At 59.4% G+C, this 26,415-nt stretch carries 23 protein-coding genes and 1 pseudogene; 16 read left to right on the top strand and 8 right to left on the bottom strand.

The window, feature by feature from the left end; translation table 11 throughout:
* Positions 1–450 precede the first annotated feature (450 nt).
* From RHSP_RS23335 to RHSP_RS23290, 10 genes and pseudogenes are all read left to right on the top strand, one after another.
* On the top strand, positions 451–1,929 hold the full coding sequence (locus tag RHSP_RS23335) for a sugar ABC transporter ATP-binding protein (protein ID WP_004124104.1): 1,479 nt from the start codon (positions 451–453) through the stop codon (positions 1,927–1,929).
* 55 nt (positions 1,930–1,984) lie between these two features.
* Positions 1,985–2,989: an ABC transporter permease gene (locus tag RHSP_RS23330; RefSeq protein WP_004124101.1), complete on the top strand. Its 1,005-nt coding sequence runs from the start codon at positions 1,985–1,987 to the stop codon at positions 2,987–2,989.
* A gap of 84 nt (positions 2,990–3,073) precedes the next feature.
* On the top strand, positions 3,074–4,063 hold the full coding sequence (locus tag RHSP_RS23325; protein ID WP_004124098.1) for a substrate-binding domain-containing protein: 990 nt from the start codon (positions 3,074–3,076) through the stop codon (positions 4,061–4,063).
* A 62-nt stretch (positions 4,064–4,125) separates the two neighbouring features.
* A complete protein-coding gene (locus RHSP_RS23320; RefSeq protein WP_004124094.1) occupies positions 4,126–4,899 on the top strand; it encodes an SDR family oxidoreductase in 774 nt (257 codons plus the stop codon).
* 33 nt (positions 4,900–4,932) lie between these two features.
* Positions 4,933–5,925 carry a dihydroxyacetone kinase subunit DhaK gene (locus tag RHSP_RS23315; RefSeq protein ID WP_004124090.1) on the top strand — a complete coding sequence of 331 codons (993 nt, stop codon included), beginning with the start codon at positions 4,933–4,935 and terminating at the stop codon, positions 5,923–5,925.
* Positions 5,926–5,938: 13 nt separating this feature from the next.
* Positions 5,939–6,580: a dihydroxyacetone kinase subunit DhaL gene (dhaL, locus tag RHSP_RS23310; protein WP_004124087.1), complete on the top strand. Its 642-nt coding sequence runs from the start codon at positions 5,939–5,941 to the stop codon at positions 6,578–6,580.
* A 125-nt stretch (positions 6,581–6,705) separates the two neighbouring features.
* A complete protein-coding gene (locus RHSP_RS33965; protein ID WP_004124085.1) occupies positions 6,706–8,802 on the top strand; it encodes a bifunctional sugar-binding transcriptional regulator/dihydroxyacetone kinase subunit DhaK in 2,097 nt (698 codons plus the stop codon).
* Between the two features lie 55 nt (positions 8,803–8,857).
* Positions 8,858–9,520, top strand: coding sequence for a dihydroxyacetone kinase subunit DhaL (dhaL, locus tag RHSP_RS23300; RefSeq protein WP_004124083.1), 663 nt, complete (start codon positions 8,858–8,860; stop codon positions 9,518–9,520).
* A 244-nt stretch (positions 9,521–9,764) separates the two neighbouring features.
* A complete protein-coding gene (locus RHSP_RS23295; RefSeq protein ID WP_240535497.1) occupies positions 9,765–10,118 on the top strand; it encodes a hypothetical protein in 354 nt (117 codons plus the stop codon).
* A gap of 90 nt (positions 10,119–10,208) precedes the next feature.
* Positions 10,209–10,530, top strand: a pseudogene (locus RHSP_RS23290) (SMP-30/gluconolactonase/LRE family protein); the annotation flags it as partial.
* Positions 10,531–10,641: 111 nt separating this feature from the next.
* On the opposite strand, the gene RHSP_RS23285 reads toward RHSP_RS23290, so the two are convergent.
* The gene (locus RHSP_RS23285) at positions 10,642–10,857 is read right to left on the bottom strand and encodes a hypothetical protein (protein ID WP_004124076.1); all 216 of its coding nucleotides are present in this window, start codon (positions 10,855–10,857) and stop codon (positions 10,642–10,644) included.
* A 329-nt stretch (positions 10,858–11,186) separates the two neighbouring features.
* Between RHSP_RS23285 and nrcR the strand changes: the two genes are divergently transcribed.
* Positions 11,187–11,540, top strand: coding sequence for a transcriptional regulator NrcR (nrcR, locus tag RHSP_RS23280; protein WP_081615350.1), 354 nt, complete (start codon positions 11,187–11,189; stop codon positions 11,538–11,540).
* Between the two features lie 125 nt (positions 11,541–11,665).
* Here nrcR and RHSP_RS23275 read toward each other — a convergent pair whose 3' ends face one another.
* A complete protein-coding gene (locus RHSP_RS23275) occupies positions 11,666–12,772 on the bottom strand; it encodes an aldo/keto reductase (RefSeq protein ID WP_004124071.1) in 1,107 nt (368 codons plus the stop codon).
* 136 nt (positions 12,773–12,908) lie between these two features.
* On the opposite strand from RHSP_RS23275, the gene RHSP_RS23270 reads away from it, so the two are divergent.
* The gene (locus RHSP_RS23270) at positions 12,909–13,820 is read left to right on the top strand and encodes a LysR family transcriptional regulator (RefSeq protein WP_004124068.1); all 912 of its coding nucleotides are present in this window, start codon (positions 12,909–12,911) and stop codon (positions 13,818–13,820) included.
* A gap of 56 nt (positions 13,821–13,876) precedes the next feature.
* Here the strand turns inward: RHSP_RS23270 and RHSP_RS23265 are convergent, their stop codons facing one another.
* Positions 13,877–15,196, bottom strand: a complete 1,320-nt coding sequence (locus RHSP_RS23265) for a TadE/TadG family type IV pilus assembly protein (RefSeq protein WP_276307843.1) — start codon at positions 15,194–15,196, stop codon at positions 13,877–13,879.
* A gap of 453 nt (positions 15,197–15,649) precedes the next feature.
* Here RHSP_RS23265 and RHSP_RS23260 point away from each other — a divergent pair, with 453 nt between their 5' ends.
* Entirely contained in the window at positions 15,650–17,728 is a 2,079-nt protein-coding gene (locus tag RHSP_RS23260) for a putative bifunctional diguanylate cyclase/phosphodiesterase (RefSeq protein ID WP_004124063.1), read from the top strand.
* Between the two features lie 99 nt (positions 17,729–17,827).
* On the opposite strand, the gene RHSP_RS23255 is transcribed toward RHSP_RS23260, so the two are convergent.
* Positions 17,828–20,299: a glycoside hydrolase family 3 C-terminal domain-containing protein gene (locus tag RHSP_RS23255; protein WP_004124060.1), complete on the bottom strand. Its 2,472-nt coding sequence runs from the start codon at positions 20,297–20,299 to the stop codon at positions 17,828–17,830.
* Between the two features lie 318 nt (positions 20,300–20,617).
* On the opposite strand from RHSP_RS23255, the gene RHSP_RS23250 reads away from it, so the two are divergent.
* Positions 20,618–21,292 (top strand): transglutaminase-like cysteine peptidase, encoded by a 675-nt coding sequence (locus RHSP_RS23250; RefSeq protein WP_037153949.1) that lies wholly within the window; start codon positions 20,618–20,620, stop codon positions 21,290–21,292.
* On the opposite strand, the gene RHSP_RS23245 is transcribed toward RHSP_RS23250, so the two are convergent.
* Entirely contained in the window at positions 21,280–21,600 is a 321-nt protein-coding gene (locus RHSP_RS23245; RefSeq protein WP_004124055.1) for a hypothetical protein, read from the bottom strand. The two genes, RHSP_RS23250 and RHSP_RS23245, sit on opposite strands and share 13 nt — an antisense overlap.
* 202 nt (positions 21,601–21,802) lie before the next feature.
* Here RHSP_RS23245 and RHSP_RS23240 point away from each other — a divergent pair, with 202 nt between their 5' ends.
* A complete protein-coding gene (locus RHSP_RS23240) occupies positions 21,803–22,768 on the top strand; it encodes a DUF1402 family protein (protein ID WP_004124053.1) in 966 nt (321 codons plus the stop codon).
* 55 nt (positions 22,769–22,823) lie between these two features.
* On the opposite strand, the gene RHSP_RS23235 is transcribed toward RHSP_RS23240, so the two are convergent.
* Positions 22,824–23,492 carry a glycosyltransferase family 29 protein gene (locus tag RHSP_RS23235; RefSeq protein ID WP_004124050.1) on the bottom strand — a complete coding sequence of 223 codons (669 nt, stop codon included), beginning with the start codon at positions 23,490–23,492 and terminating at the stop codon, positions 22,824–22,826.
* 152 nt (positions 23,493–23,644) lie between these two features.
* Positions 23,645–24,772: an ROK family protein gene (locus tag RHSP_RS23230; RefSeq protein ID WP_037153943.1), complete on the bottom strand. Its 1,128-nt coding sequence runs from the start codon at positions 24,770–24,772 to the stop codon at positions 23,645–23,647.
* A gap of 222 nt (positions 24,773–24,994) precedes the next feature.
* Between RHSP_RS23230 and RHSP_RS23225 the strand changes: the two genes are divergently transcribed.
* Positions 24,995–25,864, top strand: a complete 870-nt coding sequence (locus RHSP_RS23225) for a glycerophosphodiester phosphodiesterase family protein (RefSeq protein ID WP_004124043.1) — start codon at positions 24,995–24,997, stop codon at positions 25,862–25,864.
* An 87-nt stretch (positions 25,865–25,951) separates the two neighbouring features.
* Here RHSP_RS23225 and derI read toward each other — a convergent pair whose 3' ends face one another.
* Positions 25,952–26,407, bottom strand: coding sequence for a D-erythrulose-4-phosphate isomerase (gene derI / locus RHSP_RS23220; RefSeq protein WP_004124040.1), 456 nt, complete (start codon positions 26,405–26,407; stop codon positions 25,952–25,954).
* Between the last annotated feature and the right edge of the window lie 8 nt (positions 26,408–26,415).

The following is a 26,415-nucleotide window of genomic DNA, read 5'->3' as shown; positions in this document are numbered from 1 at the left end:
GACATGAAATGCGCGCCTACGGCAATCAGCGGTTCATCTTCTCCTTCGCAAGCATAGCGGCGATCAGACAACCACAGTGCAGCTCGGGAATAGCAAACCTCCTCCTCGATGTCACAGGCTCCGCATCACGATCGGTAGCGCCCGGAAGGAAGAAGCCGCCCGACGACGGCCACCAGCGTCATCAGCCAAGCCTTCCAAGCCGCTCAATGAAGAGATAAAATATTCGAACATTTATACAGATATATCAAATAATTAAATTAATTTCCTTACCCAATTTCTCCGCAACGGCTATACTTTCCAGGAGGGCTGCAAGCCGTCACTTTTCCAAATTTGAAATTGTTATATTGACATTTGTCGAAAGCGATCCGAATATTGTAAACATAAGTGCTCGGCGACAAAGATTGGCTCCGGCCGATCTTCTCGCCCGGCATTCGGAGTGCGGAGGGGAACGTGGAATTCCTGCTTGAAGTGGAAGGGCTGAAGAAGTCCTTTGGCGGTGTCGCTGCATTGCGCGATGGCTGCTTTCAATTGCGACCCGGCTCGGTTCACGCCCTGTGCGGCGGCAATGGTGCGGGCAAGTCGACCTTCCTCAAGATCCTGATGGGCATCCACAAGCGCGATGCCGGCTCCATTCGCCGCCGCGGCAAGGACGTGGATTATGCAAGCCCCGCCGCAGCGCTCGCCGCCGGCATTGCCATCATCGAGCAGGAACTCAGCCCTATCCCGCACATGACGGTTGCGGAGAACATCTATCTCGGCCGCGAACCGTCGGCCCGGTTCGGCGGCATCGATTTCAAGACGATGAACCGCAACGCGCAAGCGCTGCTGGACCGGCTGCGGTTCAACATCCGCGCCACCCAATTCATGATGAACCTTTCTGTCGCCCAGATTCAGCTGGTCGAGATCGCCAAAGCGCTCAGCCACGATGCCGAGGTGATCTTCATGGACGAGCCCACCTCGGCAATCGGCGAAAAGGAAGCGCAGCAGCTTTTCTCGACGATCGAGCGCCTGAAGGCCGAAGGCAAAGGCGTCGTCTATGTCTCACACCGGCTGTCCGAAATCTTCCAGATCGCCGATTCCTATACGGCCTTCCGTGACGGTTCCTATGTCGGTAGCGGCGCTCTCGCCGACATCGACCGACCGGGGCTCATTCGCATGATCGTCGGCCGCGAGCTTGGCGAGGAATACATCAAGACCAATGTGCCGACGGCGACACCGGGGCTGGAAGTTGCCGGCCTGACGGCGGAAGGCAAGCTCAACGACATTTCCTTTACTGCCCATAAGGGGGAGATCTTTGGAATCTATGGCCTTATGGGTTCCGGACGAACCGAGATCTTCAACTGCATCTTCGGCCTCGACGTCCTAAACAGCGGCCAGATCAAGCTGGCTGGCCAGCCCATCACCGTGGGCAAGCCGGCTGAAGCCATGCAGCACGGCATCGCCTTCGTGACCGAAGATCGCAAGCTGACAGGGCTCAACCTCATCGACAGCGTGCGCAACAACATCTGCCTGGCGAGCCTGCCGGAAATGAGCCCACGATTTTCCATGGACAGCCGGGCAGAAGCCAGTGCCAGCCAGGATATGATCGAGCGTTTCGGCATCAAGGCGGCGCGCGACAGCATGCCCGTCTCCGGCCTTTCCGGCGGCAATCAGCAGAAGGTCGTGCTCGGCAAGTGGTTTCTGCGCAAGCCGAAAGTGCTGCTGCTGGACGAGCCGACGCGCGGCGTCGATGTCGGCGCCAAGCGCGAGATCTATCGCATCATCTGCGACTTCGCCGCCGAAGGCGGCACCGTCATCATGATCTCATCCGAAATAGACGAGGTCCTCGGCATGTCCGACCGCATCCTGGTGATGCGCCAGGGACGCTCTGCCGGAATTCTCAAGAGGGAGGAGGCCGACGCGCAATCGCTCGTGCATCTGTCGACCTGAATGCGACAGGCTTCGAAGCTCAAAAGAACGCGTCCGGCAACAAGAGGTATTTGCAATGTCCGCCACTGACAACCATCAGTCCAATTCCTGGTTCGGCTCGGACCGGCGCAGATTGATCATTCAGGAATACGGGATCTTTCTCGCCTTCCTGCTGCTCGCCATCGTCCTCTCGTTCTCGAATGAGTATTTCCTGACGGCCGGCAACATCTCGAACGTGTTGCTGCAGACCTCGATCAACGGCGTGCTGGCAATCGGCATGACATTCGTCATCCTGACGCGCGGCATCGATCTCTCTGTCGGCTCCGTGGTCGCACTCACCGGGATCGTCAGCGCAAGCTTTGCAACGACGTCGGCAACGGCCGGCATCGTTGGCGCGCCCTACCCGCCCTATGTCGCGCTTGCGGTCGGTTTGCTGGTCGGTGTTGCCTGCGGCGCCGTCGTCGGCCTCATCGTCTCACGCTTTGCCGTCCCCGCATTCGTCGCCACGCTCGGCATGCTCTCCGCCGCCCGCGGCATGACGCTGATCTATGGCGGCGGCAAGCCGGTTCCGGCGCTGACCCCTGATTTCCGCTGGATCGGCACCGGCAGCGTTCTGTCCATCCCGATGCCCGTCATCCTGCTTGCCATCGTCTTCATCGTCGCCTGGTGGGTTCTCAACCGCACCCGTTTCGGCCGCTACATCTATGCCGTCGGCGGCAACCCGCATGCTGCCACCACATCGGGCATCGATGTCAGCAAGCTGCGCTTCCTCGTCTACGTGATTTCCGGCGGCCTTTCTGGCCTCGCAGGCATGATCCTCGCAGCCCGTACCGGCTCCGCCCTGCCTCAGGCCGGCATCGCCTACGAACTCGATGCGATCGCGGCTGTCGTCATCGGCGGCACCAGCCTGTCCGGCGGCGTCGGCCGCATCACCGGCACGCTCATCGGCGCATTGATCATCGGCGTCATGAACAACGGCCTCGATCTCATGGGGATCCAGTCCTACTACCAGCAGGTCCTCAAAGGCACACTCATCGTCGGCGCCGTCATGCTCGACCAAAAGAGAAATCTGGGCGGCTGAGCCCGAAGATATCCCTGTGTTCGCACGCGGAAAACCAAACGGCGCGTCACAACGACGGCCGGACTTTAACGGAGGAGAATTGTAATGAAGAAATTACTTATTGCTCTTGCAGCGGCCACCGCACTTCTGGCCTCGCCGTCCCTCGCCCAGGACAAGAAGCTAAAGATCGGCGCCGCTCCATACGGCCTCAATGCCGAGTTCATGCAGATTTGGTCCGCTGCACTGAAGGAACACCCCGCCGTCAAGAATGGCAACGTTGATCTGACCGTTTTCGACGGCCGCTATGATGCGCTCGTTCAGCAGGAACAGGTCAATACGATGATCACGCAAAAGTTCGACGCGATCATCTTCGTGCCGATCGACATCGAAGCTGCGGCGACCGCCGTTCAGGCAGCCCATGACGCCGGCATCCCTGTCGTCGGCTCCAATACCCGTGTGAACTCCGATCTTCTGACGTCCTATGTCGGCTCCAACGATACGATCTCCGGCTACATGGAAGCCAAGACCGTGCTCGACAAGATCGGCTGCAAGGGCAATGTCGTCATCCTCGAAGGCCCGATCGGCCAGTCGGCGCAGATCTCGCGCCTCGAAGGCAACAAGAAGGCGCTTGCCGAGTGCCCGAATGTGAAGGTGCTGGAAGACCAGACCGCGAACTGGTCGCGCGCGGAAGCCCAGAAGCTGATGGAAAACTGGCTGACGGCCCATCCGGGCCAGATCAGCGGCGTCATCGGCCAGAACGACGAGATGGCGCTTGGCGCGATCGAGGCGATCAAGGCCGCGAAGCTCAACGTCAAGGATTTCGCCATTGCCGGCATCGACGGCATCACCGACGCGCTCCATGCCGTCAAGCAGGGCACGATGACCTCGATCCTGCAGGATGCGAGCGCACAGGCGCAGGGCGCACTCGATCTTGCGATCTTCGCCGCCAAGAAGGGCAACTACAAGCCGGAATCCAAGATCTGGTCGCAGTATCCGGACATGCCGTTCAACGACGGCAAGGAGAAGAATTACAACGTTCCCTGGACCCCGGTAACGGCAGAGAACGTCGACAAGCTGCTTGAGACTCGCAAGTAAAATCACTGCGGCGGGGCGAACATGTCGCCCCGCTTCCCCCAAAAGACAGAGGCTTGAAAACGATGACCGAGACATCCCCAGACATTGATTTGAATTTCCCGCTGTCAGGCAAGGTCGCCCTCGTCACTGGCGGCGGATCAGGCATTGGCGCCGCCGTCGCAACGGCTTTCGCCTCCAAGGGCGCTAAGGTCGCCGTTCTCGATATCAATGTCGATATGGCCAAGGCCAAGGCTGCCGAAATCGGCGGCGATGCTGCGCCGTTCGTCTGCGATGTTTCCGATCCCGCCTCGGTCAACAAGGCGGTGAGCGACGTTGTCTCGCATTTTGGCGGCATCGACATCGCCGTCAACAGCGCCGGCGTCGTCTTTCTCGCACCTGCCGAGGATCTGCCGCTGGATTACTGGGACAAGACGATCAACATCAACCTCAAGGGCACATTCCTGGTCACGCAGGCTGTCGGCCGCGCCATGATCGCCGCCGGCAAGGGCGGCAAGATCGTCAACCTCGCCTCGCAGGCAGGCACGGTCGCTATCGAAGACCATGTCGCCTATTGCGCCTCCAAGTTCGGCGTGATCGGCATGTCCAAGACCTTCGCCGCCGAATGGGGCAAACACGGCATCAACGTCAACACCATCTCGCCGACCATCGTGCTCACCGAGCTCGGCAAGAAGGCCTGGGCCGGCGAAAAGGGTGAAGCCGCTAAAAAGCGCATCCCGACCGGCCGTTTCGCCTTCCCTCAGGAGATCGCAGCCGCGGCTGTTTTCCTCTCTTCGTCCGGTGCGGACATGATCAACGGCGCCGATCTGCTGATCGACGGCGGCTACACCATTCTCTGAGCGCAAACGCTCAATAATTCGACAGGAGAGACCATGCAGCGGTTCATCAACAATCCCGATGAAGTCGTTGAAGATACTGTAAAAGGCTTCATCAAAGCCCATTCGGACATTGTCCGTCTGGCAGAAAATCCGCGCGTCGTCGTCGCCAAGGATGCGCCCCATGCCGGAAAGGTCGGCGTGGTCACCGGCGGCGGCTCAGGCCATGAGCCGGCCTTCATCGGCTATACGGGTAAGAACATGCTGGATGCGGTTGCAGTCGGCGAGCTCTTTTCCTCTCCAACGGCCAAGAGCTTCCACGACGCCATTCGCGAGGCCAATGGCGGCCGCGGCGTCATCTGCCTGTACGGCAACTATGCCGGCGACAACATGAACGTGAAGATGGCAACAAAGCTTGCCGCAAAGGACGGCATCGAAGTCGCCACCGTCGTCGCCAACGACGATGTGTGCTCGGCTCCGCCCGAGGAGCGCGAGAAGCGCCGCGGCGTGGCTGGCGAAATCTTCATGTGGAAGATCGGCGGCGCCAAGGCTTCCAAGGGGGCAAGCCTGGAGGAGGTTCGCGTTGCCGCTCAGAAGGCAATCGACAGCTGCCGCTCCGTCGGCATCGGTCTCGGTCCCTGCACCCTGCCCGCCGTCGGCCATCCGAACTTCCAGATTGCGCCCGGCACGATGGAAGTCGGCATCGGTCACCACGGCGAGCCCGGCGTTCGCGTGGAGCCCCTGAAAACGGCAGCCGAGATCGGCGACGCCATGTGCCAGATCGTCCTCGATGATCATAATCTTGCTACCGGAACCGAGGTGGCCGTTCTCGTATCGGGGCTTGGTGCGACACCGGTTAACGAACTCTATATCCTCAACGATACGATCGAAGCGAAGATCTCCGAACGGGGCCTGACGATCTACAGAACCTATATCGGCAACTACTTCACGTCGCTTGAAATGGTCGGCGCGACGCTGACCGTTATGGCCCTCGACGAGGAGCTCAAGGAGCTCCTGGACGTCGAGGTCAAGTGCACGACGCTCATCTGAGGGGGACGCATTCATGCAGACATTCAATAATGCAACGGCCAGCGACATCGTCTTGGCGATGGCTGACCGCATCGTCGAGAACCGCGCCTATCTCAGCGAGATCGACGGCAAGATCGGCGACGGCGATCACGGCGTCAACATGGCCAAGGGCTTCGGCATGGCATCCGAACGCCTGAAGGGCAAGAACCAGTCGTTATCGGCTTCGCTCGACACGCTGGGCACCGTGCTTATGACTGAGATCGGCGGCTCCATGGGCCCGCTCTATGGCGTGATGTTCACCGAATTTGCCGAAAAGCTCGATGGCATCGATGCGATCGATAGCGCAGCCTATAGCCGGGCGCTGCATGCGGGGCTGGAAGGCATCCAATCGATCGGTTCGGCGAAGGTCGGCGACAAAACCTTGCTCGACACGCTGGTTCCGGCGATCGAGGCATTCGATGCCGCCAATGCCGCCGGCAAGTCCTTCGCCGAAGCGCTCGATGCGTTGGTGGCCGCCAGCGAAGCTGGCCGCGACTCCACCCTCAATCTTGTGGCCAGAATCGGCCGCGCCAGCCGGCTGGGCGAACGGTCGCTCGGCGTGCTCGACGCGGGTGCGACCTCCTGCGCAATCATCCTGAAAGAACTTTCTCAGGGGGCTCGCGCACGGCTCCGATAAACGGGCTCTCCCAGGGCTGCCCGATCCCGTGCTCTGCCGCGGGGTCGCGCGCCGCCATTCCCAAGAAGAAGCATTTGCAAACATACGCCATTGCTTCCATCTTCTGACGGGAAAAGGGAATCGTGATGACAGGCAAGGCATTCTCGGTCAGCAAGACAGGTGCAAACAAGGCGGGCGCGCCGGACGCGACCGATACCATGCCGCTGCGCTATGGCGACGACCCCTACGTCTGGGCTTGTTGGCTCTATTACGAGGACGGCAAGACCCAGGGCGAGATCGCCGACATCATGGGCATCTCACGGGCGACCGTGAATAGCTATCTGGCTGACGCGCGCAGCCGCGGCATCGTCAATATCTCGCTCGAGCCCTCTCGGCTGAGTTCCCTCTCTATAGCGCTGGAACTCAAGCGCCATTTCGGCCTGCACGACTGTCTTGTCGTGCCGAGTGACGATGGATCACGTCCGCTGATCGACCGTCTCGGCACGGCCGGCGCACAGGCCATTGCCAGGCTACTGAAATCCGGCGATACGCTGGCCGTCGCCTGGGGCCGCACGGTCCTTGCGATCGGTGAGCAGGCGCATGTTCCGAACCTGCAGGATGTAACCGTCGTTCAGGCGACCGGCGGCACGCGGGCGCGTTTCGCCTATACGCCGGAGCTTTGCGCAGCCGCCTTCGCCAATGCCACCGGCGGAAAGCTTGTCAACATCACGGCTCCGGCCATCGTTTCGACGACGGAAGTCCGGGACATCCTGTTGCAGGAACCGCTGATCGAAGATGAGTTTGCTGTGCTCTCCAAAGCCAACAAGGCGGTCTTCGGCGTATCGTCGCTGCGGCCGAACTCGACGATCCACAGCAGCGGCTTCTTCGAGTCCGTCTCGCTGCAAGACTATCTGGCCAAGAATGCGGTGGGTGTCGTCGCCGGGCGCTTTATCGATGCGAAAGGCCAGCCCGTCGCCGGGCCCCTCGACGATCGCACCATCGGCATATCCCTCGCCATGCTGAAATCGATCGGCCTGCGCATCGCCGTCGCCGGCGGCTTCGACAAGGTGCCGGCCATCCTTGCGGCGCTGCGCGGCGGCTACATCAACGTACTGATTACCGATGCGGCGACGGGTCGAGGCATTTTGAACGCCGATGGCGTCACGACATTCGATCAGAAGGGGGCCCAGCGTCCGAGAGCGGATAACAGTGTCGCGATGCCAAGCGGCTATCGCACACATATCAAGAAGTTCCTCAACAATCCCGATGATGTGGTCGACGAGATGCTGGATGGCGCCGTCAAGGCGCATGCGTCACACATCGCACCGATCAAGGGATCAAACCGGGCACTGGTTGCACGGAATGGCCCCCGGTCCGGAAAGGTCGGCCTCGTCATCGGCGGCGGTACGGGCCACGAACCTGGCTTTCTGGGCTATGTCGGCAAGGGTCTGGCCGACGCAGTCGCCATCGGCAACATCTTCTCCTCGCCGCCACCCACGCCGATTCTCGAATGCGCCAGAGCGGCTTCAGGCGGGAAAGGCGTGCTTTTCGTCTATGGCAACTATGCCGGCGACGTCATGAACTTCGAAATGGCTGCCGAAATGGCCCAGGAAGAACGGATCGAAGTCCGCACCGTGCTGACGACCGATGACATTGCCTCCTCACCCATCGAGGACAAAGAGGGACGACGCGGCGTCGCCGGCAATTTCTTCATTTTCAAGATTGCGGGAGCCGCCTGCGACAAGGGCTTGCCGCTCGATGCCTGCGAGGCTGCGACGCGCAAGGCCAATGACCGGACCTTCACCATGGGTGTGGCGCTCGAGCCCTGCTCTCTGCCGCAGACACGGCGCCACAATTTTGAGATCGGCCCCGACGATATCGAGTTCGGCATGGGCATTCATGGCGAACGCGGTGTCACCCGCGAAAAAATGATGAACGCCGACGAGATCACGGACCGCGTCATGGACCGGATCTTTGCCGAGATGAAGCCCGTCGCGGGTGACCGGGTCGCGGTATTGATCAATTCCTTCGGCGCGACGCCGATGATGGAGCTCTATATTCTGTTCCGGCGCGTTGAGCAGAGGCTGAGCGCCAAGGACATCAAAATCGAGGCGAACTGGGTGGGACACTACTGCACGTCGCTCGATATGGTCGGCGCATCCATATCCATATTGCATCTCGACCAGGAACTGGCGGAGCTGCTGCACCACCCGTGCGACACCTTCGCCCTGAAAGTCGGGTGATCGTATAAGAATGAGCCCGGCAGCTTATGGAACTGCTGGGACCGGGAGGAAGACGATGTCGGAAAAAGCCGCGCGATGCCTGGGCAGCATGTTTCAGCGCATATCAATCGCAATCAATGCCGAGAAGGATCGCCTCTCGGAGCTGGATGGCGCTATCGGGGACGCTGACCATGGGATCACCATGTCCCTCGGCTTCATGGCGGTAAATGCCGAACTGACAAAGCTCGACGCGGCCCAAGCCCTGCCCTCTGAGATATTTGCCGTCGCGGCCTCGGCCTTTCTGGATGCGGTCGGCGCATCAACCGGCCCTCTCTACGCGACGGCGTTCCGCCGGGCCTCGCAGGCGTTGAAGGCGGATGAATCCCTTTCCCCAGCCTCCCAGGCGATGATTGTGGACGAGATGCGCGCCGGCATTCAGCAACGCGGCAAGGGCCAGCGGGGCGACAAGACCATGTTGGACGCCTGGATCCCCGCAGCCGAAGCCGCTATCGAAGCCAGGGCACGCTCGCTTGAGGTCGCCGGCATGTGGAGCGCCATTCTGGACGCTGCTGAAACCGGTGCAGATTCGACAAGCTCCATGGTCGCCGCTCGCGGTCGCGCAGCCCGCCTCGGGCAAAGATCGCTCGGGCACATCGATCCCGGTGCTGCATCGGCGGTCATCATCCTGCGCGCGATGAAGGATACGTTTGTGAACGATGGAGCCGCAGCTCACCCATAGCCGCCCCTACGGCGCCGCTTTCATTTTCCCAAAGGCAGCTTTCACTCAAGCTGCCCAAAAGCCAAGGCTTGAAATCCTCCATTTATGCGAGCTACCGCAGATAGACATGTTCGCGGTAAAATAGTATCAATTGCACCTCATTGATTTGCCCTCTCCTTCCCGTTCAATCAAAATAGGCTGTAGAATCATGCATACAAGGACAGGTTTTGCATTTGCGCTTGCGGTTCTTTCGGCGTCCCCGGCATTGGCGGACACCTGCGCGAGCCACTATGAGAGCAGCGGCGTTCCTTTGGTCACGGGTGTCACCTACAAGACCTGGATGATTTTTCCGTCAGTCAATCCGAACGCGGCCTTTGACAAGGTCTCCCGCGCAGTTCTGGCGGAAGGCTTTGTCGATGTGAATGTGGAGAAGAAACTCGGCACGTTGACGGCTCAGCAGGAAACGAGCGGATCCGGACGGCCACAAACCCTGCGCGTCGTGGTCCGCAAAAATGACAAGGGCAGCCGGGTCGATGTGGTTTTCATCGTACAACAGGGACAAGTGGCCCCGAACATGAGCAAGAATCTCTGCCGTATCGCCAACGCTGTCGGGGAATAACCGCTTCGAAAAATGACTTCATAGCGGGATCCCGGGTCGCCCGCTTCGTAGGCGGTAATGGCGCGGCTTGCGGTCGTGCTATTTCTTCTCAGCCGGGACGAGAAGAAGCTCCATGTCGCCGATACCGGCCGTATTCACAGCGGCGATCCGCAGCATATCCGCGTCTTCAATGTCGATGAAAACTGGCGCCTCTCCGGCGGCGTGCTCCATATGATCTCGCCCGGCTGCGGCGATGGCATGCGGCTCGACAGCGACGGCAACCTTTGGTTATCCGCTGCCGACGGCGCTCATTGCATCGCGCCCGACGGGCATCTCGTGGGCAAGATCCTGGTGCCGGAAGCAGCATCCAATCTGTGCTTCCGCGATCATCAGCGTCTACGCGATTTCGCTCAACCGGAGCGGTGCGCTCTGATGTGGGAGACGGCCGGGGAAGGCAGGCAAAAGCGCTGAGGATTCATCGGCCGAGCCCGCCATGCTGAATCGACCGCGGGATCGATGACCCCCGCACCCAGCAGCGACGATATCAACGCAGATCAGACTGACGCATGGTCTGTGCGGCCACACTGGCAATCGGCGCGAGATCGGCGGACACGGTGAATTTGCGCGCAAGCCGCTGCCTGCGCGCAGCGTCCTGCAGCAACGCCGCCATCCCAGTAACAGAGATGCGATCCGCGCGCATGATCTGCCGGATCAGCGGATCTTTGAGAACTTCGGTGATCGTCAGGTCCCGCTGGGTCATCGTTATCTCCTGTTCGCTACAACGGAAGATACGCCGGTTAATTTGCAGTGCGATGTCAAAAGCCGGACGAAAACAAGGCAGTTCGTTCGATTTTGTTACAGAATAATCGCGAAATCGCCCACCGACATATTCACAAATTGCAATACGACCCTAGTTGTCGATTGACACGGGCTGCTCGGTGGCGATCAGTCCGTGCGGGAGGTTCAGTCGCACGGCGAGGGTGCAATATATTCGCAATGGCTCAGAACATAATTTTGCAATTTTTGCATTGATTATCGTTTGACGCCTGAACTCCAGAGATTAAACACCCATAGACGATCGGACGCGGCATGTACTCGGACGAAACCACAGAAGATGAACGCCTCATCTATCACGCAGATCTTCTCAGTCAGCTTTCCAATCCGAAACGTCTGGAGGTTTGCATTTACTTGTCCAATCACGAAGAGGACGTCAACAGCCTGGCCAAAAAGCTTGGAATATCGCAATCTGCACTGAGCCAACATTTGACGCGACTTTATCATTCAGGGATCGTCAAGGTCCGCCGTCAGGCGCAGTTCAGATATTATACTTGCAACCATCCAGGCGTGCTGCGAATTTTAAAGACGCTTTCAGAGGTTTTTGACCCCGACATGGATAAATCGGGGTCGAAAGTTGCGGACGGTGCCATGCACGATAAGCCTTGACGTGGCGCCGACTGTCCTTCTGCCATAGCAAAGCGACCTAACCTCGCAGCGCCCCCTTCCCCATTAGCGCCGCCCCGGCAATATGGCCGACAAAACGCCTGCCTAACCGATCCTGGCTTGCCGCTTCAGCTGACGCCGGCAAATTTTCCCGAAATGTTGAGATCCGGATAATAGCCGACCGGCTTTCCTCCCACCGTCTGCCCACCGGTCATCGAGCCCTGAATTTCTGGTCCAAAGAAGGAATAGGGGAAAATTGGCTGCAAGCCGCTGACGTCGTTCAACCGCTCGCGCAACTCCGGCTGGATCTCGAAGTCCAGAGCGCCAAGATTGTCCTTCAACTGATCGAGCTTCGTTGCCCCGATGATGATCGAGGCGATGCCCGGCTGCGTCATGGCCCAGTTCACGGCCACCTGCGCCATACTGCGCCCGAGCTCGGCCGACACTTTTTCCAGCTCCGCGACGATTGCCCAGTTGCGCTCGGTGAACTTCTGAAAACCTGGATTTGTAGTGCCTCGCACCGTCTCAAGCCGGCCCTCAGTCTGCTGGCCGCCGCTGGCACGATACTTGCCGCTTAGAAGGCCGCTCGCCAGCGGGCTCCAGGCCATGATGCCGGCGCCATAGCGGGTGCCAAACGGGACGAACTCGTTTTCGATATTGCGCTCCGCCAGGGAATATTCGAGCTGCAAGGCCGATATCGGCTCATAGCCACGATGTTCCGCGACGGCCTGAGCGCGGCTGGCATACCAGGCCGGCACGTCGGACAGGCCGACATGGAGCACCTTGCCTGAGCGAACGAGATCGTCAAACGTCCGCATCACCTCTTCAGGTGGGGTGAGCCGATCCCAGCAATGCATCAGATAGAGATCGATATGGTCGGTGTTGAGCCGCTTCAACGAACCCTCGACGGCTCGCAATATGTTCTTGCGACCGTTGCCGGCTGCATTCGGCGACTGAGCGGTAAGGTTCATAGTGAACTTGGTCGCTATCACCGCATCGTCACGCAGTCCGCGTTCGGCGATGAATTCACCGAGCCAGGTTTCGGATGTCCCGCCCGTATAGGCATCGGCAGTATCGAAGAAATTGCCTCCGGCATCGACATAGGCATTGAAGATTGCGCGCGCCGCTTCCTTGTCCGCTCCCCAACCCCATTCAGTGCCGAATGTCATCGTGCCGAGGGCGAGCCGGGTTACCTTGAGACCGCTGTTACCGAGAGTGTAGAATTCCATGCTCATGCGTATGCTCCTCTTTGAGCGCCTGGCCTCGCCTGACCGTCGATGGCTCCGCGCGTTTGGTGGAGACAAGTTCGCCGACTTTCTTCCCCTTTATAAGATCATTTAATTGGCATGCATCATGCGATATAGCTCAGCAATGGATCGCGATTTGCTGACACACCTGCCGGTCATTGCCGCCGTCGCTCGTCGGGGAGGTTTCGCTGCTGCCGCCAGCGAGCTGGGCATGAGCGCTTCAGCCGTCAGTCATGCCGTCCGGCTGGTGGAGGAGCGGCTCGGTCAGCCGCTCTTTGCCCGCACGACACGCAGCGTCGCGCTGACGGAGGCCGGCAAGAACCTCATCAGCACAGTGGTCCCGGCCCTGCAGGATATTCACGAGCGGATCGAGCGCATTCGGTCGGTCAAAGGAAGGCCGAGCGGTCTTCTGCGCATCAATGCGCCCCGTGTGTGCCTGCCGCTTGCCGTCACACCCATCATTGCAGCCATGAGCGAACGCTATCCCGAAATCGAGGTGGAGATCTTCTCCGACGAACGGCTGACCGATATCGTCGCAGAAGGCTTCGACGCCGGCATTCGCATCGGCGAGATGATCGCGCAGGATATGGTCGCCGTACGCCTGACGCCGCCCTTCCGGTCGATCGTTGTCGCTTCACCCGATTATATCGGGCGCTTCGGCCGCCCGATGACACTCCGCGATCTCTCAAACCACAATTGCATCGGCTATCGGCTCATTCGTTCGGGTGGCCTCTACCAATGGGAGTTTGTTGAAGACGGACGGGACGTGGCCGTCACAGTGCGAGGCAAGGCGATCGTCACCGAATCCCACTCGGCAATCGAACTGACCTTGGCAGGCGTCGGCCTAGCCTATGTGTTCGAGCCTCTTGTCCAGCCGGATATTGCGGCCGGCAAGCTGATTGAACTCCTACCCCACCATGCCGTGACGGAAGCCGGCTTGTTTCTTTACTTTCCCCGTCGTGCAGAGCTGGCGCCGAAACTCCGGGCTTTCATTGACACCGTCCGGCATGTCGGCCGCAGCCAGCCTGTCAGCTAAGCTGCTGACGGCCCACACATCAGGCTACCATTGAACGTATCCGCGGAAGCGCACCGTCAGCCGGTGAGCCGCGGTGTGCGGATGACCTTCAGAAACAGTGCATTCATGGCATCCGTGATGCCCTGAGTTGGGCTGACTTCGAAGTAGAGGCCGGGTGAGGCGCAATTCTGCAGGTCAGTGCCGATCTGCGATTGGAACGGCGCGATCCAGGTATTGTACCAGGCGTTCTGCGGCAGCGGCAGATAGGTCGTGTAGAGAATGGCGATCTTGACGTTCTGGTTCTTCAGCGGCTGACAGAAGGACGTATCGAGCGGCTCCTGGCAGCGGCCGCCGGTAGTCGGCTTCGTGCAGGTTGTCGGCTTGTAGCTGTCGCCCACGCCATCGGTCACAAAAAACAATACCTTCGCACGATCGGTGCTACTGGTGCCTCCCCCGCCTGTGCCGATGACCGGCTTGATCTGGGTGAGCATGGTATCGAAGCTTGTGTCCTGGTCACTGTTATAGTTCTGACTGGGAGTGGTCATCAGGTCGACGGCGCTTGTGGAGTTTTTCACTTGCGTCATATCGGCTGACAGCGCGGATACGTTTGTCAATCCGATGGCTTCGGCTTTGGTTCCAAAGGTGTAGACAGCCATACGATATTGATCCGGGGTCACCCGGTTCGTTGTTGCCGTATCCGTCAACGATTGCGTCGCTTGCCGCACCACATCGATGCGCATCTTTACGTTGAGGCTTTTCGCCAGATTATAGTAGTTATTCGTCGTATTGAGATTGTGGCAGGCGAAGGCGCAGGTATCGCTGGTATGGCTCTGCAAAGTCGTAATGTCACTTAATGTGGCCCCGACCCCCATGGACGGCGTATTATCCAGCAGCATGTAGAAATCGATGAAGCTTGCCATCTGGTACTGCGCCGAAGCGACACCGCTGATCGGAACCGAGGTTTGTCCGAGCAGCTGCATCAGCGTTGTCGGCACGCTTGCAGAGAAGCTGACGTTGGAAGACACGACGTTCGAGGCTCTCGTCACCGCGATATTGACGTTGACGGGTATGCTCTGCAAATCGCTCGATGTCTGGCCGAAGAAGAGCTTGTTGGCGTCATCCTGGCCAACGGTCACAGTGCCATCACTGGTCATCGCCATCGCCGCGGCAACGGCGGGAGAGGACGACGCGATAGCGCCGATCGCAGCCGCATCGGCCGCATTGTAGAGATCATTCCTGACCAGCATCGCATCGGTGACGTCGATGGCAAGACCAGCCGCAACGATCAGCGGAACGGCGAGCAGAGCGGTCATCGTTGCGAAATTGCCCGATCTATCGGCAATCAGCGTTCGAGATTGCTTATATAGCGTGTAGAAAGGCTTTACGCAGACCTTCAATATTTTCACGAACAAGCTCTCTCTGGTGGAGGTTACACAAACAAATGCCGCATAAGTAGAAATCAGCGACACTTTCAAATATACTTGACGATAGTATCGCAAATAAATGTTTATATTCCGATAATGACGTATTTCTATTTTAGTCCATTCGAATTTATGTAAAATTTACCTACAATGGAAAAATATACTTATGCGCGATCGACTTTACGAAACCACCCCAATTTGACCGGCAGACAAGGTCTAATCTATTCAGCCCATTGACGTTTTCGTAAACAACGTGCCATCGGGACGACCGGGAAACCCGCCTGGAACAACACTTTTCCCGACAATTTGCGCAGGTTGTCTTTACTCGATCTTCAGTGTTTGCCCGCGAAAGCGTACCTGGCAATTTGAGTTGTGAGGATCGCAAACCAAATGACCATCACTGCAGTGACCAGATTCGGGATTCTTTAAGTGCGCGTCATTTCATGCATCGTCACAGCGCATAATCTGTGGCTCGTATTTCTTGCGGCATTTGTCTGTGTCAGCGGCAGCTGGATAACGCTCAACCTACTGCGGCGGGCAGAAAGAACGTACGGACTTCAGCGCGGCGGCTGGATCTTTCTGACCGGAGTGGCTGCAGGCGCATCAATATGGTGCACACATTTCATCGCGATGCTGGCCTACGAGGTCGGCGCACCCGTCACCTTCGATCCGATCCTGACGATGGCTTCGTTTCTGCTGGCCGTGGCCGGATCCGCCGGAGGGGTTGCAATCGCACTGTCGCGCCTACCGCGGATCGCGCCGGAGCTGGGTGGCGCGGTTGTCGGACTTGCCATCACGGCCATGCATTATACCGGCATGATGGCCTATCACGTCGATGGCATCGTCGAATGGGACATGAGCTATGTCTTCGCCTCAGTCGTCCTTTCGGTAACGCTAGCCGCGGCCGCCATCAATCAGGCGATCCGCCGGCCGTGGCGCTACTGGTCGCTGACCGCGCTCGTGCTTTTCGTTCTGGCGGTCGTTCTGCTGCATTTTACAGCGATGACGGCGGTCTCCGTCACGCCGCTGGCGACCGGCGACGGTCTTGCCGATTCCTATGCGCTGAAGGCCATGGCCGTCGCTGTCGCCGGCGGCTGGTTGCTCGTCATCGGCACGGGCATTGCCAGCTACATGATCGACGAACGCGCTTCGCAGGAATCCATCCAGAAGCTCCAGCACATGGCGCTTAACGACCTCCTGACCGGCCTGCCCAACCGCAGTAGCTTCAACGACTATCTCGATCGCGCGCTGGAACATGCAAAGGAAGACAGTGCAAAGCTCGCCGTGATTGGCATAGATCTCGATCGCTTCAAGGAAATCAACGATCTGCGCGGCCACAAGGCGGGCGACCAGGCGCTGAAGGCCATCGGGCGTCGGCTCCTGCGCGTCATCAAGGATGGCGAGTTTGTCGCGCGTGTCGGCGGTGATGAATTTGCCGCCGCCAAACGGTTCCAGAACCAGAGCGAACTTCTGGATTTCGTCGCGCGACTGGAAAAATTTCTGTTCGAACCCATCCGGATCGATGACTTCGAGACCGTAACCGGCGCAAGCATCGGCGTCGCCGTCTATCCCGACGACGGCGACGATCAGGAGCGCCTGATCAGCAATGCCGATCTTGCGATGTATCGTGCCAAGGCCGATATCGGTCGCGCCGTCTGCTTCTACGAATCCAAAATGGATGAAGCGGCACGCGCCCGTCACACGCTTGCGCAGGATCTGCGGCGCGCGGTCGAATTGGATCAGCTGGATCTGCATTATCAGGTGCAAACCTCGGTTCAGACGGGTGAGGTTTGCGGCTATGAAGTCCTGGTCCGCTGGAATCATCCCGAGCGCGGTTCCGTGCCGCCTTCGGAATTCATCCCCATCGCCGAGGAAAGCGGCACGATCCTCGTCATCGGCGAATGGGTCATGCGAAATGCCTGCCGGGAAGCCGCCACCTGGAGCAAGCCTTACAAGATCGCCGTCAATCTGTCGCCGGTACAATTCGCGCACGCAGACCTTGCCAAGCTCGTCCATTCGATCCTTCTGGAAACGGGCCTGTCGCCGTCAAGGCTCGAACTGGAGATCACCGAGTCGACGATCATCGCCGACAAGACCCGGACGCTGCATGTGCTGCGACAGATCCGGGCGCTTGGCGTCACCATCGCCATTGACGATTTCGGCACCGGCTATTCCTCGCTCGACACGCTGCGTTCGTTCCCTTTCGACAAGATCAAGCTCGACCGCTCCTTCATGAATGAAGTCGACGACAGCATTCAGGCAAAGGCGATCGTTCGCGCCGTGCTCACGCTCGGCAAGAGCCTGGACATCCCGGTCCTGGCCGAGGGCGTGGAGACCAATCATCAGCTGGAAATTCTCCGCATCGAGGGTTGCGATGAGGCACAGGGCTTCTTCCTTGGCAGACCCAAGCCCGTCGGGCAGATCTTTCAAGTGGAACAGATGGCAGACGAGGAACTTGCCTCCCCCTTCTCGGGGCGCGTCCCGCCTCAGCGCATGCGGCGCCGGTGAAGCTGTCTTTCCGGCGATCGGTTAAACAGCAGCGGTGAGACATAGCGCTTCTACGCCTCACCGTTCATCTCGAACCAAGCCGCCGTTGCCTTCCGACCGTCAGATCGCGCGGTCCGAGGCCTCGCCGATCCATTCCTTTGCCAGCTCGATCGTAACGTTAGAGCGGATATCGGCGGCATTGGCGGCGGCGAGGAGTTCATAACGACCGGCTGAGGCGCGGAACGCCTTCGTCTTTTCATCGAAATAGCTGAGATCGCGCGGGCCGAGGACCAGCGAGGCCGTACCCGTCTCGCCAGGCGCCAATTGAACCTTGGCAAAGGCACGCAGCTCCTTGTCCGGCCGCTCGACCGTCGGGGCAAGCGGGCGCACATAGAGCTGCACAAGCTCGGATCCTCTTCTGTCGCCAATATTGGTGATGTCCACAGATACAGTGAGCCCTTCCGAGCCCATCTGCACCGCAGAGGCTTTCGCATTACTCCAGGAGAACCGCGTATAGCCAAGGCCGAAGCCGAAGGGAAACAGGGGCTCGACACCGCGTGTGTCATGATGGCGGTAGCCGACGAAGACGCCCTCGGCATAGCGGACATGGCCATCCCTGCCCGGATAGACGGTTTCGTCACCGGTCATCGCGGAATTATCCGACAATTGCTTCGGGAAGGTCTGCGGCAGGCGGCCACCGGGCTCGACATCGCCGAACAGCACATCGGCAACTGCGTGGCCGAGTTCCTGGCCTGGATACCACATCTGCAGCACGGCCTTGACCCTGCCGAGCCAGGGCATCTCGATCGGGCCGCCGGTCTGGAGGACGACAACGGTATTGGCGTTCACCGCCGCCACCTTTTCGATCAGCTCCTCCTGCCGGCCCGGCAACCGCATGTTGGGCAGATCGAGCCCCTCGGTATCCCACTGACCGTCACGGCCGACAAATAGCAACGCGACATCCGCAGCCCGGGCGGTTTCGACAGCCTCGGCCATATCCGCGTCGCCCAGCGGCTTCTCCACGCCGAAACGCACGGCCGTCAGATTGATGCCTTCCCCAGTCGATCCGAGGGCGCAGTATTCGACAACGACCTCGTATCGTTGACCGGCCACCAGGTGGATGCTTTGACGTTGCTCGACATTGGCGGTCCCGAAATAATTGTCGCCGCGCGTCCAGCCATCGAAACCGTTGACCACCAGCCTGCCATCGACGTAGAGCTTGGCGAGACCTGCGTTGGTCATGCCGAAAATGTGCTCGCCGCTTTCGGCGGGCACGTAGAATGCCGTCATACGCGCGGAGAAGTCGCTCGGATCAAGCTCCGCCGACGGCAGATCGAACCAGAAGAACTCGCCCACATCAGCTGTTTCGACCGCAATCGGCGAGCCGGACCAGTTCCGGCCTGTGAAATACTCCACCCGCATCTCGCCGGAAAAGACGTTGACGAGCCGATTGTTGCGGCAGCCGGCAGCATATTGGATGCTATTGGCATTCGACAGCGCCTCGCGGATCCCGTCAAGCGGGCTTATCCTGTAGTGGGCGGCAATCTGGGCACTGCCGCCACCCATGACCCGAGCCTCCGCGGCATTCGGCCCGATGACTGCCACATGTCCGAGGCCAGCTTTCTGGAGCGGCAAAATGCCGTCGTTCTTGAGAAGCACGGCACCTTCTGCGCCTAATTGACGGATCAGAGCCCGGTCCTCAGGCAGATCAAGCGCATGCTCGCTCAAGTCGGGCGCCTTCTCAAACGCGCCGACGCGTTCAAGCAACGTCAAGATACGACGGGCGGCCATGCGGACGGCCTCGGGCTTGACCTCGCCGTTGCGCACCGCCCGCACCAGCTTTTCGCCGCGATCGCGCGCCGGCCCCGGCATCTCGAGATCAAGCCCTGCGTTGACCGTTGCGGCGGTCGTATGCGAACCGAACCAATCGGACATGACGATGCCGTCGAAGCCCCATTCCTCGCGCAGAACCGTGGTCAACAGCCACGGATGCTCGCTGGTATAGATGCCGTTCAACCGGTTGTAGGAAGACATGACCGCCATGACCCCGGCCTTTTTGACGGCCCTCTCGAACGGCAGCAGATAGATCTCGCGAAGGGTACGCTCATCGATATCCGACGACATCGTCTGCCGTTCGATCTCGGATTCGTTCCCAGCAAAATGCTTGATCGTCGCGGCGATGCCCTGGCTCTGCACACCCTGGATATAGGCGACGGCAAGCTCCGCTGTCAGCATGGGGTCTTCGGAATAGCATTCGAAGTTGCGTCCATTGAGGCCCGAGCGATGAATATTGACCGTTGGCGCCAACAGAACGGACGCGCCCTTGCTTTTGGCTTGCCCGGCAATAGCGACACCCATGCGCTCGACGAGCTGCGGGTTCCATGTCGCACCGAGGGCGATAGCAACGGGAAAGCAGGCGGCGTTGACGCCGGCAACGAGCGAGCCCGCACCACGTGCGCCGTTTGGACCATCCGTGACCTTGATCTTCGGGACGCCAAGCCGCTCAACAGGCACCGTGGTCCAGAAATCGGCGCCGGAAAGCAGTGAAACCTGCTCTTCAAGCGTCATCCGGTCGAGAATATCGTCGATCATAAAGCCTCCCGATGTGTTTCCTGCACGCTCCCGGCACTTCCCATGCCGGGGATTCCGATTTGAAGTAACCAAATCATAAACGCGTTCAAGACCATTCAGCAATCGCCATATGTCGATGAAATCGCATATCTTTCCGCACGCGGCTCGGCCTCAAGGCAGCGAGGTTGCCGTGGCCTCGCCTGAGAAAAATCAGGCGACGCGGTATCGGCGCTCCGGGTCAAGGCGGCCCAAAACGCGACTTCGCTAAAATGCGAACAATCTTCTTCCGAATAAATTTGACCGCATCGGATTTCATGAGCGCAATTCATGGAGCCGAGTATGCGTTCATTCCTCATCGCTGCAAGCATTCTCTTCGTTGCCGGCCTGTCGTTTTCGACGGCCACCACCGCAAAGCCGGCAGCAAACCCCGTGAACACGCCAGCCCGTCAATTCGCGCGGGTGGTCACTGACGCGACCGTACCGGTCGGCTGGGCCGGTTTCTGTTCGGCACAGCCGGCAGAATGCGCGGCGGGTGAGAAGAGTGATGAATTCGTCACGATCGACCATGAGCGCAGGCGGCAGCTGCAGCAGGTCAACAGCCTCGTCAATCACGAGATCCAGGGTGTCGGCGACAACGACCACTACGGCATCTACAAGCTCGGCATCATCAACTGGTGGACCTATCCCGACGACGGAGCCGGCAACTGTAACGACTACGTCCTGTTGAAGAAGAAGCTGCTCGTGGAGGCAGGCTGGTCACGCTCCGCACTGCTGCTGACCGTCGTTCTCGACAAGAACAATGAAGGACATCTCGTCCTGATGGCGCGCACGAGTGATGGCGACCTTATCCTGGACAACCTCACGGACACAGTCAAAGCCTGGGAGGGTACGGGCTATACCTTCATCAAGCGCCAGTCCGCCGACAATCCGAACAGCTGGGTTCGGCTTGAATCCGGACGTACGCCTGAACAGCTTGCCATGATCAGCAAGGCATTGGCCTCTCACTCGCAGTGATTGGCAGACCAATAGGTATCGACCAGGCTTCTGCCGTCCCGATCCAGTATGGCAAAATCACCCGGGATGATTACGAAAAAGCGCTCGCTGTCCCCTGTTCCAGAGGCCGTGTCGACGCGGCCGCAGACGACGAAGCCAGGCATCCGCTCGCTCGGCTTGGCGTTCAATATATGGATGGCAGACGCGGGCACATCGATCCGTCGCGCGACGGCGGTCTTGGCAAGGGCTGGAACATCGGCCATCGTCGGCACGGCCTCGCCCGGCGCGGCTGCAAGCAGGATACTTCCTGCCACAACAAGATGTTTCAACGAAATCCTCCCGAAAACCAGGACGGCAGGCCTTGAACTCGCCTCGGCGGCATGGCCATACACCTCTGCAGCCAGAAGCTGCTTTAGGCAAAGTTTATTGTGATTCGCCGGACAGAAGAAGCGCTTGCCCTTGCCTTTGCAGGTTAATCGACTATGAAGATCATCCCCGTGCCGGGGAACATTTTTGAAAGTCTACTTGCGAATGCGTACAAGCCTGTCGAGAATTCCGGCGCTCAGTCTTCTTCTCATTCTTACCTTGGCGAGTGCCTCTTTTGGGCACGATCTGGTGCGTGTGCCGGCCGGCAATCGCAACAGCACCCAGCCGCCGATCCCCAACACATCGGCGCTGCGAGCCAAGGCGTTCAACACGAGCTACGACGAAAAATACCAGAAGATCGTCGGCGTGCTTCGCGAAGACAGGGAGCTGATGGCTTCGATCAAAAAGGCCGCGCAGGCCTATAGGATCGACCCGATCCATATTGTCGGCGCACTTGTCGGTGAACACACCTACAACATCACGATCGTCAACAGGGTGAAGTCCTATTACGTCAAGGCCCTCGCCTATTCCCAGGCTGACTTCAAGTTCAGCTATAAGGATGTGAACGTCCAGTCCTTCATAAAGAAGCCGGAATTTGCCCATTGCGACGCCCTCACCGGCAGCGCCGAATTGTGGGAATGCCGCGACGAAACCTGGGACAAGAGTTTTCGCGGCAAGGTTATCGACGGCGTCACCTATGAAAACATGACGTTCCAGCGCGCTTTCTTCCAGCCGTTTTTTGCGGGGCAAACCTTTGGCCTCGGACAGATCAGCCCGCTGACCGCGCTCGAAGTCACCGATGTCGTGCATGCTACCAGCGGCCTTCCGAAGCTTTCGGCCAACGATCCGCAAGCCATCTACCGCGACATCATGGATCCCGACCGCAGCGTCATCTATATCGCCGCGATCGTCAGGGACGCCATGGATGTCTATCGCGCCCAAGGCTTCGATATCAGCGAAAATCCGGGCCTGACCGCCACGCTCTATAATGTCGGGCAACCGCGGCGGCGCGCCCTCGCCTCGCGACAGGCGTCGGACGCGTCCGGCGGGAAGAAGCTGCCGGAAGAGAACTATTATGGCTGGCTGGTCAATGACAGGCTACCGGAGTTGCGCAGTCTGCTAGGGCAGTAATAGGGGGCTGCGCCCTTTGAAATCCATAGCTCAATAATGTCGAGGCCGCCCCGGCTTAGGCAAGCATGCCGATGCGGCCACTTGCCAACTTGTCCTCGACCCAGGCACGCTCACCCTGCCAGTCATGCCGCGCCCATCCCTTCCAACCAAAGCCGCATAGGCGGATATCCCAATCGAAAGCCGGGAAATTGGCGAGAGCATAGCGGATCCCGAGGAAGCCGGTGCTTGGAAAGACGGTGCGCATCTGGTTTGGCGCAATGCCGAGTTCCGCGCAGCCCTCCGCATAGAATTGCGGCGGCATGATGCGGATCTCCTTGCCGGCATGCCCCATGAGTTCAATCGCTTGCGCCGTCCAATCAGCCCTTCGGCCTCTCAGGCGCTGGAAGATATTGGGCTGCGGGTGATATTTGCGGATGATCTCTGGATGGTAGGCAAGCATCAATATTTTTGCGGACTTGAGCGCCGCATTTTCCAGAAAGGCCGGATCGACCATCCGTTTGTGCAAAGCTTTGCTCGATGCCGCCAGCATGAGCACATCCGTGCGCGAGCCGCTCCTGTCATCGGAAAGGTTCGGCTCGTTAAAGCGCATCACAAATTCGGCACCGTCGATGATCTTGGAAAGATCTCGGTCCAGCCTTCCATTGCCGATGATGATAGCAGTCTTACGCGCCAATTGCGGTCGTCCAGCAAATTCCGACGGTGATTTATCAACGGCCTCTGACATTCCGCTGAATCTGTGATGCAGCGGAATGGGTATCCGGTTTCCTGTCGCGACCAAGGCCTGCTTTCCGAGGTTAGCTAAGTCCGCAGTTCACATCTCCGCGGGGGTCGGCGCCACATTGCCCACCCAAATGCGCGCCGATTAAGGCCGCTATGTTACAAAAAGTAAATGAACTTTAACGGAAGTAAAGCCGCCCCGAGAGCCGCGGCATCTCCCTTCGTTTCGCTGAGGACCAGTCGCGCCTCGTTTGGCGCAACGCCATAGCGATGACGACGCTTGGAGGGCATCAGCGCGCGGGAGATCATCAGCCGCCCCAACTCATGCGGCAATTGTCCGCCAAATACAATGGCCTGCGGATCGAGCACGCCGATCAATGCGGCGATCAATCGATCGAGCATCGGCATGGTATCGGCGAGCCAACTCTCCACACCCGGCCAGGCCGGATCGAAGTTTTGTCGCAGATCTTCGATGGAGCCGACGTCGACACCATTCTCGCGCAAGGCGGCAATCAGGTATTGCAAGGCCGGTCGCCGCGACATTTCGTCGGGTGTATAGACCATGCTGAATTCTCCGGCGTTGCCGTGGAAGCCGACATAGGATTTCCCCTCCAGAACCAGACCGCCGCCAAATCCGTAGTTGAAGGAAAGATAGGCAAACGTCCGGCACCAGCGCCCAACCCCGCGCAGGCTCTCGCCGATCGCACCTGTCGTGGCGTTGTTTTCCAGCCATACGGGCAGCTTGAAAAGTTCTTCCAGCTCCGGGCGCAGCTCGATCAACGACCAGTCCCGCAAGGGTTCCGGAGCGTTGAACACATGCGTGTCCAGCACGAAGAAGCCCGACATGGCAAAGCCAAGCCCGATGAGGCGATCACGATCTATGCCATGGCTTTGCAGGAGGTCTTGAAGTGTCTCCGCGAGCGCGGCGAGCGTTTCCCGGCGATCGCTCGGCACTATCTTCACCGTCTCCTGCGCGACGATATGACAGCCGAAATCGGCAAGCGACAGGATGGCGGAGTCGGTGTTGATGGAAATACCAACGGAATAGACGGCGTCCTTCACCAGTTCGATCGTAGGACTTGGTTGACCACGCATGCCTTTGAGCGGGGATGCGGCCCGCAGCAGACCGCGTGTCATGAGTGCCTCCACCAGGCGATGGACCGATTGCTGCGTGAGATTGGTGTGCCCAGTGATCAACGCGCGCGCGATCGGTTCATGTCGGCGAACGATATCGAGGATCAGGCGCTCGTTCTCGCTCGCCAATGGTGATTTCTCAAACGTAATCATATATCTAGTCCTGAAACCTGCATTAGCGCCCTAACCACTTGCGTGCCTGCTCGCAATCCAGCGATCGCACCTTTCCGATTGATTGTCATAAATACTACACTCTATGTGTATTAATAGATACCACGCCGCCTAAGCCTCAAAGCGAAAGGTCGGCGCCTGAGCCATTGGCGTTTGCATTCTTCGACCGCCAAGGAAAACCCTCCGCCCGAGAAAGCCACTCTCATGCCCAGCCAAACCGCCGCCGCCCCTATGCCACGCACCGACATCTACGACCTCTTGTCTCGCTCCAATCCGGACATTCTTACCATCGCGCATCGTGGATTGTGGTCGGCAGCGCCGGAGAATTCGCTCGCTGCAATCCGCGCTGCTGCCGAGCTTGGCGTCGAATTCGTCGAAATCGACACGCAAGCGACCGCCGACGGCCACCTTGTCGTCATCCATGACAAGACGCTCGACCGAACCACTTCGGGCAGGGGCGTGGTCGGCGCCAGCACCTTCGCAACTGTTCGCGACGCCCGTCTTCGCGCTGGCGCCGGCGGGGAGACAGCGCCACTCACCGACGAACGAGTGCCGACGCTCGAGGAGGCCCTCGAAGAGGCGCGCGGCCGCGTCTTCGTCAATATCGATACGAAGTTTCCTCACGAACTGCCGCTGGTCATCGCCGCGGTCCGTCGGCTCGGTGCGGAAGAGCACGTCATCATCAAGTCCGATGTCGATCCGGAGAGCCGCAGCTTTCCCGTGCTCGGTGCCGACTGGTTCGGCTCCATTGCGCATATGCCGATGTTCCCCGTCAGGTCCGGCAAGTTCGCCGAAGATCTGCGGCTGATCGAGCCGTTGCGCGCGCCGACGGTCGAGGTGAAATTTGCCGATATTGCCGATCTCGCAGCCGGCCGCGAAGAGCTGGAACGCCAGAACATCCGCGTGTGGATCAATACGCTCGACGTCTCCCACAATCTCGATTTCAACGACAGCCGCGCCCTCAAGGATCCCGATGGCGTCTGGGGAGCGCTTGTTGCAGCCGGCGTCGGTGCTATCCAGACGGACGCGAATGTCGAATTCAAGCAGTGGCTCGCAGGCCGAAGCGGCAGATAACGGGCAGTCAGGCTCATCGTCGGATACGGGAAAGCCCGGTCGATCGGAAGGATCGGCCGGGCTTCCTGCGTCTTGGGAGACAGTCCTTTATCGCGCGTTGTACTTCGCGTCGACTTCGTTGATCGCGTTGACGTTGCCGGACGAACGCCCCTTCTCGTCGAAGGTCTGCGCCAGAAAGGCGTCGGAAATGGCCTTGGCAAGTTCGGTGCCGATGACGCGCGCGCCCATGGTGATGATCTGAGCGTTGTTCGACAGTGCAGCACGCTCCGCCGAATAGGTATCATGGGTCAGAGCCGCGCGGATGCCCGGCACTTTGTTGGCCGAGATGCAGACGCCGATGCCGGTGCCGCAAACGAGGATAGCCTTGTCATAAGTGCCGTCGATGACGCCGGAGGCGACGCGGTCGGCGAGATTGGCATAGAACGCATCGGCGCCTTCCTGCGTGCGCGACACTTCGCTGACTTCAAACCGGTCCTTCAAGTGATCGGCGAGAACTTTGGCGAGGCCTTCGCCGGCGCTGTCACCAGCAATAGCAAGCTTCATGATGTTTC

The organism is Rhizobium freirei PRF 81, from assembly GCF_000359745.1.
Classification (GTDB): domain Bacteria; phylum Pseudomonadota; class Alphaproteobacteria; order Rhizobiales; family Rhizobiaceae; genus Rhizobium; species Rhizobium freirei.
The sequence above is the reverse complement of the archived record's forward strand: the minus strand, read 5'-3'. Positions and strand labels throughout refer to the sequence as shown.

Excerpts from the sequence above, each read along its gene's own strand:
- RHSP_RS23330 (WP_004124101.1), top strand. The coding sequence starts at position 1,985 with ATGTCCGCCACTGACAACCATCAGTCCAATTCCTGGTTCGGCTCGGAC.
- RHSP_RS23230 (WP_037153943.1), bottom strand. The coding sequence starts at position 24,772 with ATGATTACGTTTGAGAAATCACCATTGGCGAGCGAGAACGAGCGCCTG.
- nrcR (WP_081615350.1), top strand. The coding sequence starts at position 11,187 with ATGTACTCGGACGAAACCACAGAAGATGAACGCCTCATCTATCACGCA.
- dhaL (WP_004124087.1), top strand. The coding sequence starts at position 5,939 with ATGCAGACATTCAATAATGCAACGGCCAGCGACATCGTCTTGGCGATG.
- RHSP_RS23270 (WP_004124068.1), top strand. The coding sequence starts at position 12,909 with ATGGATCGCGATTTGCTGACACACCTGCCGGTCATTGCCGCCGTCGCT.
- RHSP_RS23325 (WP_004124098.1), top strand. The coding sequence starts at position 3,074 with ATGAAGAAATTACTTATTGCTCTTGCAGCGGCCACCGCACTTCTGGCC.
- RHSP_RS23255 (WP_004124060.1), bottom strand. The coding sequence starts at position 20,299 with ATGATCGACGATATTCTCGACCGGATGACGCTTGAAGAGCAGGTTTCA.
- RHSP_RS23320 (WP_004124094.1), top strand. The coding sequence starts at position 4,126 with ATGACCGAGACATCCCCAGACATTGATTTGAATTTCCCGCTGTCAGGC.
- RHSP_RS33965 (WP_004124085.1), top strand. The coding sequence starts at position 6,706 with ATGACAGGCAAGGCATTCTCGGTCAGCAAGACAGGTGCAAACAAGGCG.
- RHSP_RS23285 (WP_004124076.1), bottom strand. The coding sequence starts at position 10,857 with ATGACCCAGCGGGACCTGACGATCACCGAAGTTCTCAAAGATCCGCTG.
- RHSP_RS23315 (WP_004124090.1), top strand. The coding sequence starts at position 4,933 with ATGCAGCGGTTCATCAACAATCCCGATGAAGTCGTTGAAGATACTGTA.
- RHSP_RS23275 (WP_004124071.1), bottom strand. The coding sequence starts at position 12,772 with ATGAGCATGGAATTCTACACTCTCGGTAACAGCGGTCTCAAGGTAACC.
- RHSP_RS23250 (WP_037153949.1), top strand. The coding sequence starts at position 20,618 with ATGCGTTCATTCCTCATCGCTGCAAGCATTCTCTTCGTTGCCGGCCTG.
- dhaL (WP_004124083.1), top strand. The coding sequence starts at position 8,858 with ATGTCGGAAAAAGCCGCGCGATGCCTGGGCAGCATGTTTCAGCGCATA.
- RHSP_RS23225 (WP_004124043.1), top strand. The coding sequence starts at position 24,995 with ATGCCCAGCCAAACCGCCGCCGCCCCTATGCCACGCACCGACATCTAC.
- RHSP_RS23240 (WP_004124053.1), top strand. The coding sequence starts at position 21,803 with ATGCGTACAAGCCTGTCGAGAATTCCGGCGCTCAGTCTTCTTCTCATT.
- RHSP_RS23235 (WP_004124050.1), bottom strand. The coding sequence starts at position 23,492 with ATGTCAGAGGCCGTTGATAAATCACCGTCGGAATTTGCTGGACGACCG.
- derI (WP_004124040.1), bottom strand. The coding sequence starts at position 26,407 with ATGAAGCTTGCTATTGCTGGTGACAGCGCCGGCGAAGGCCTCGCCAAA.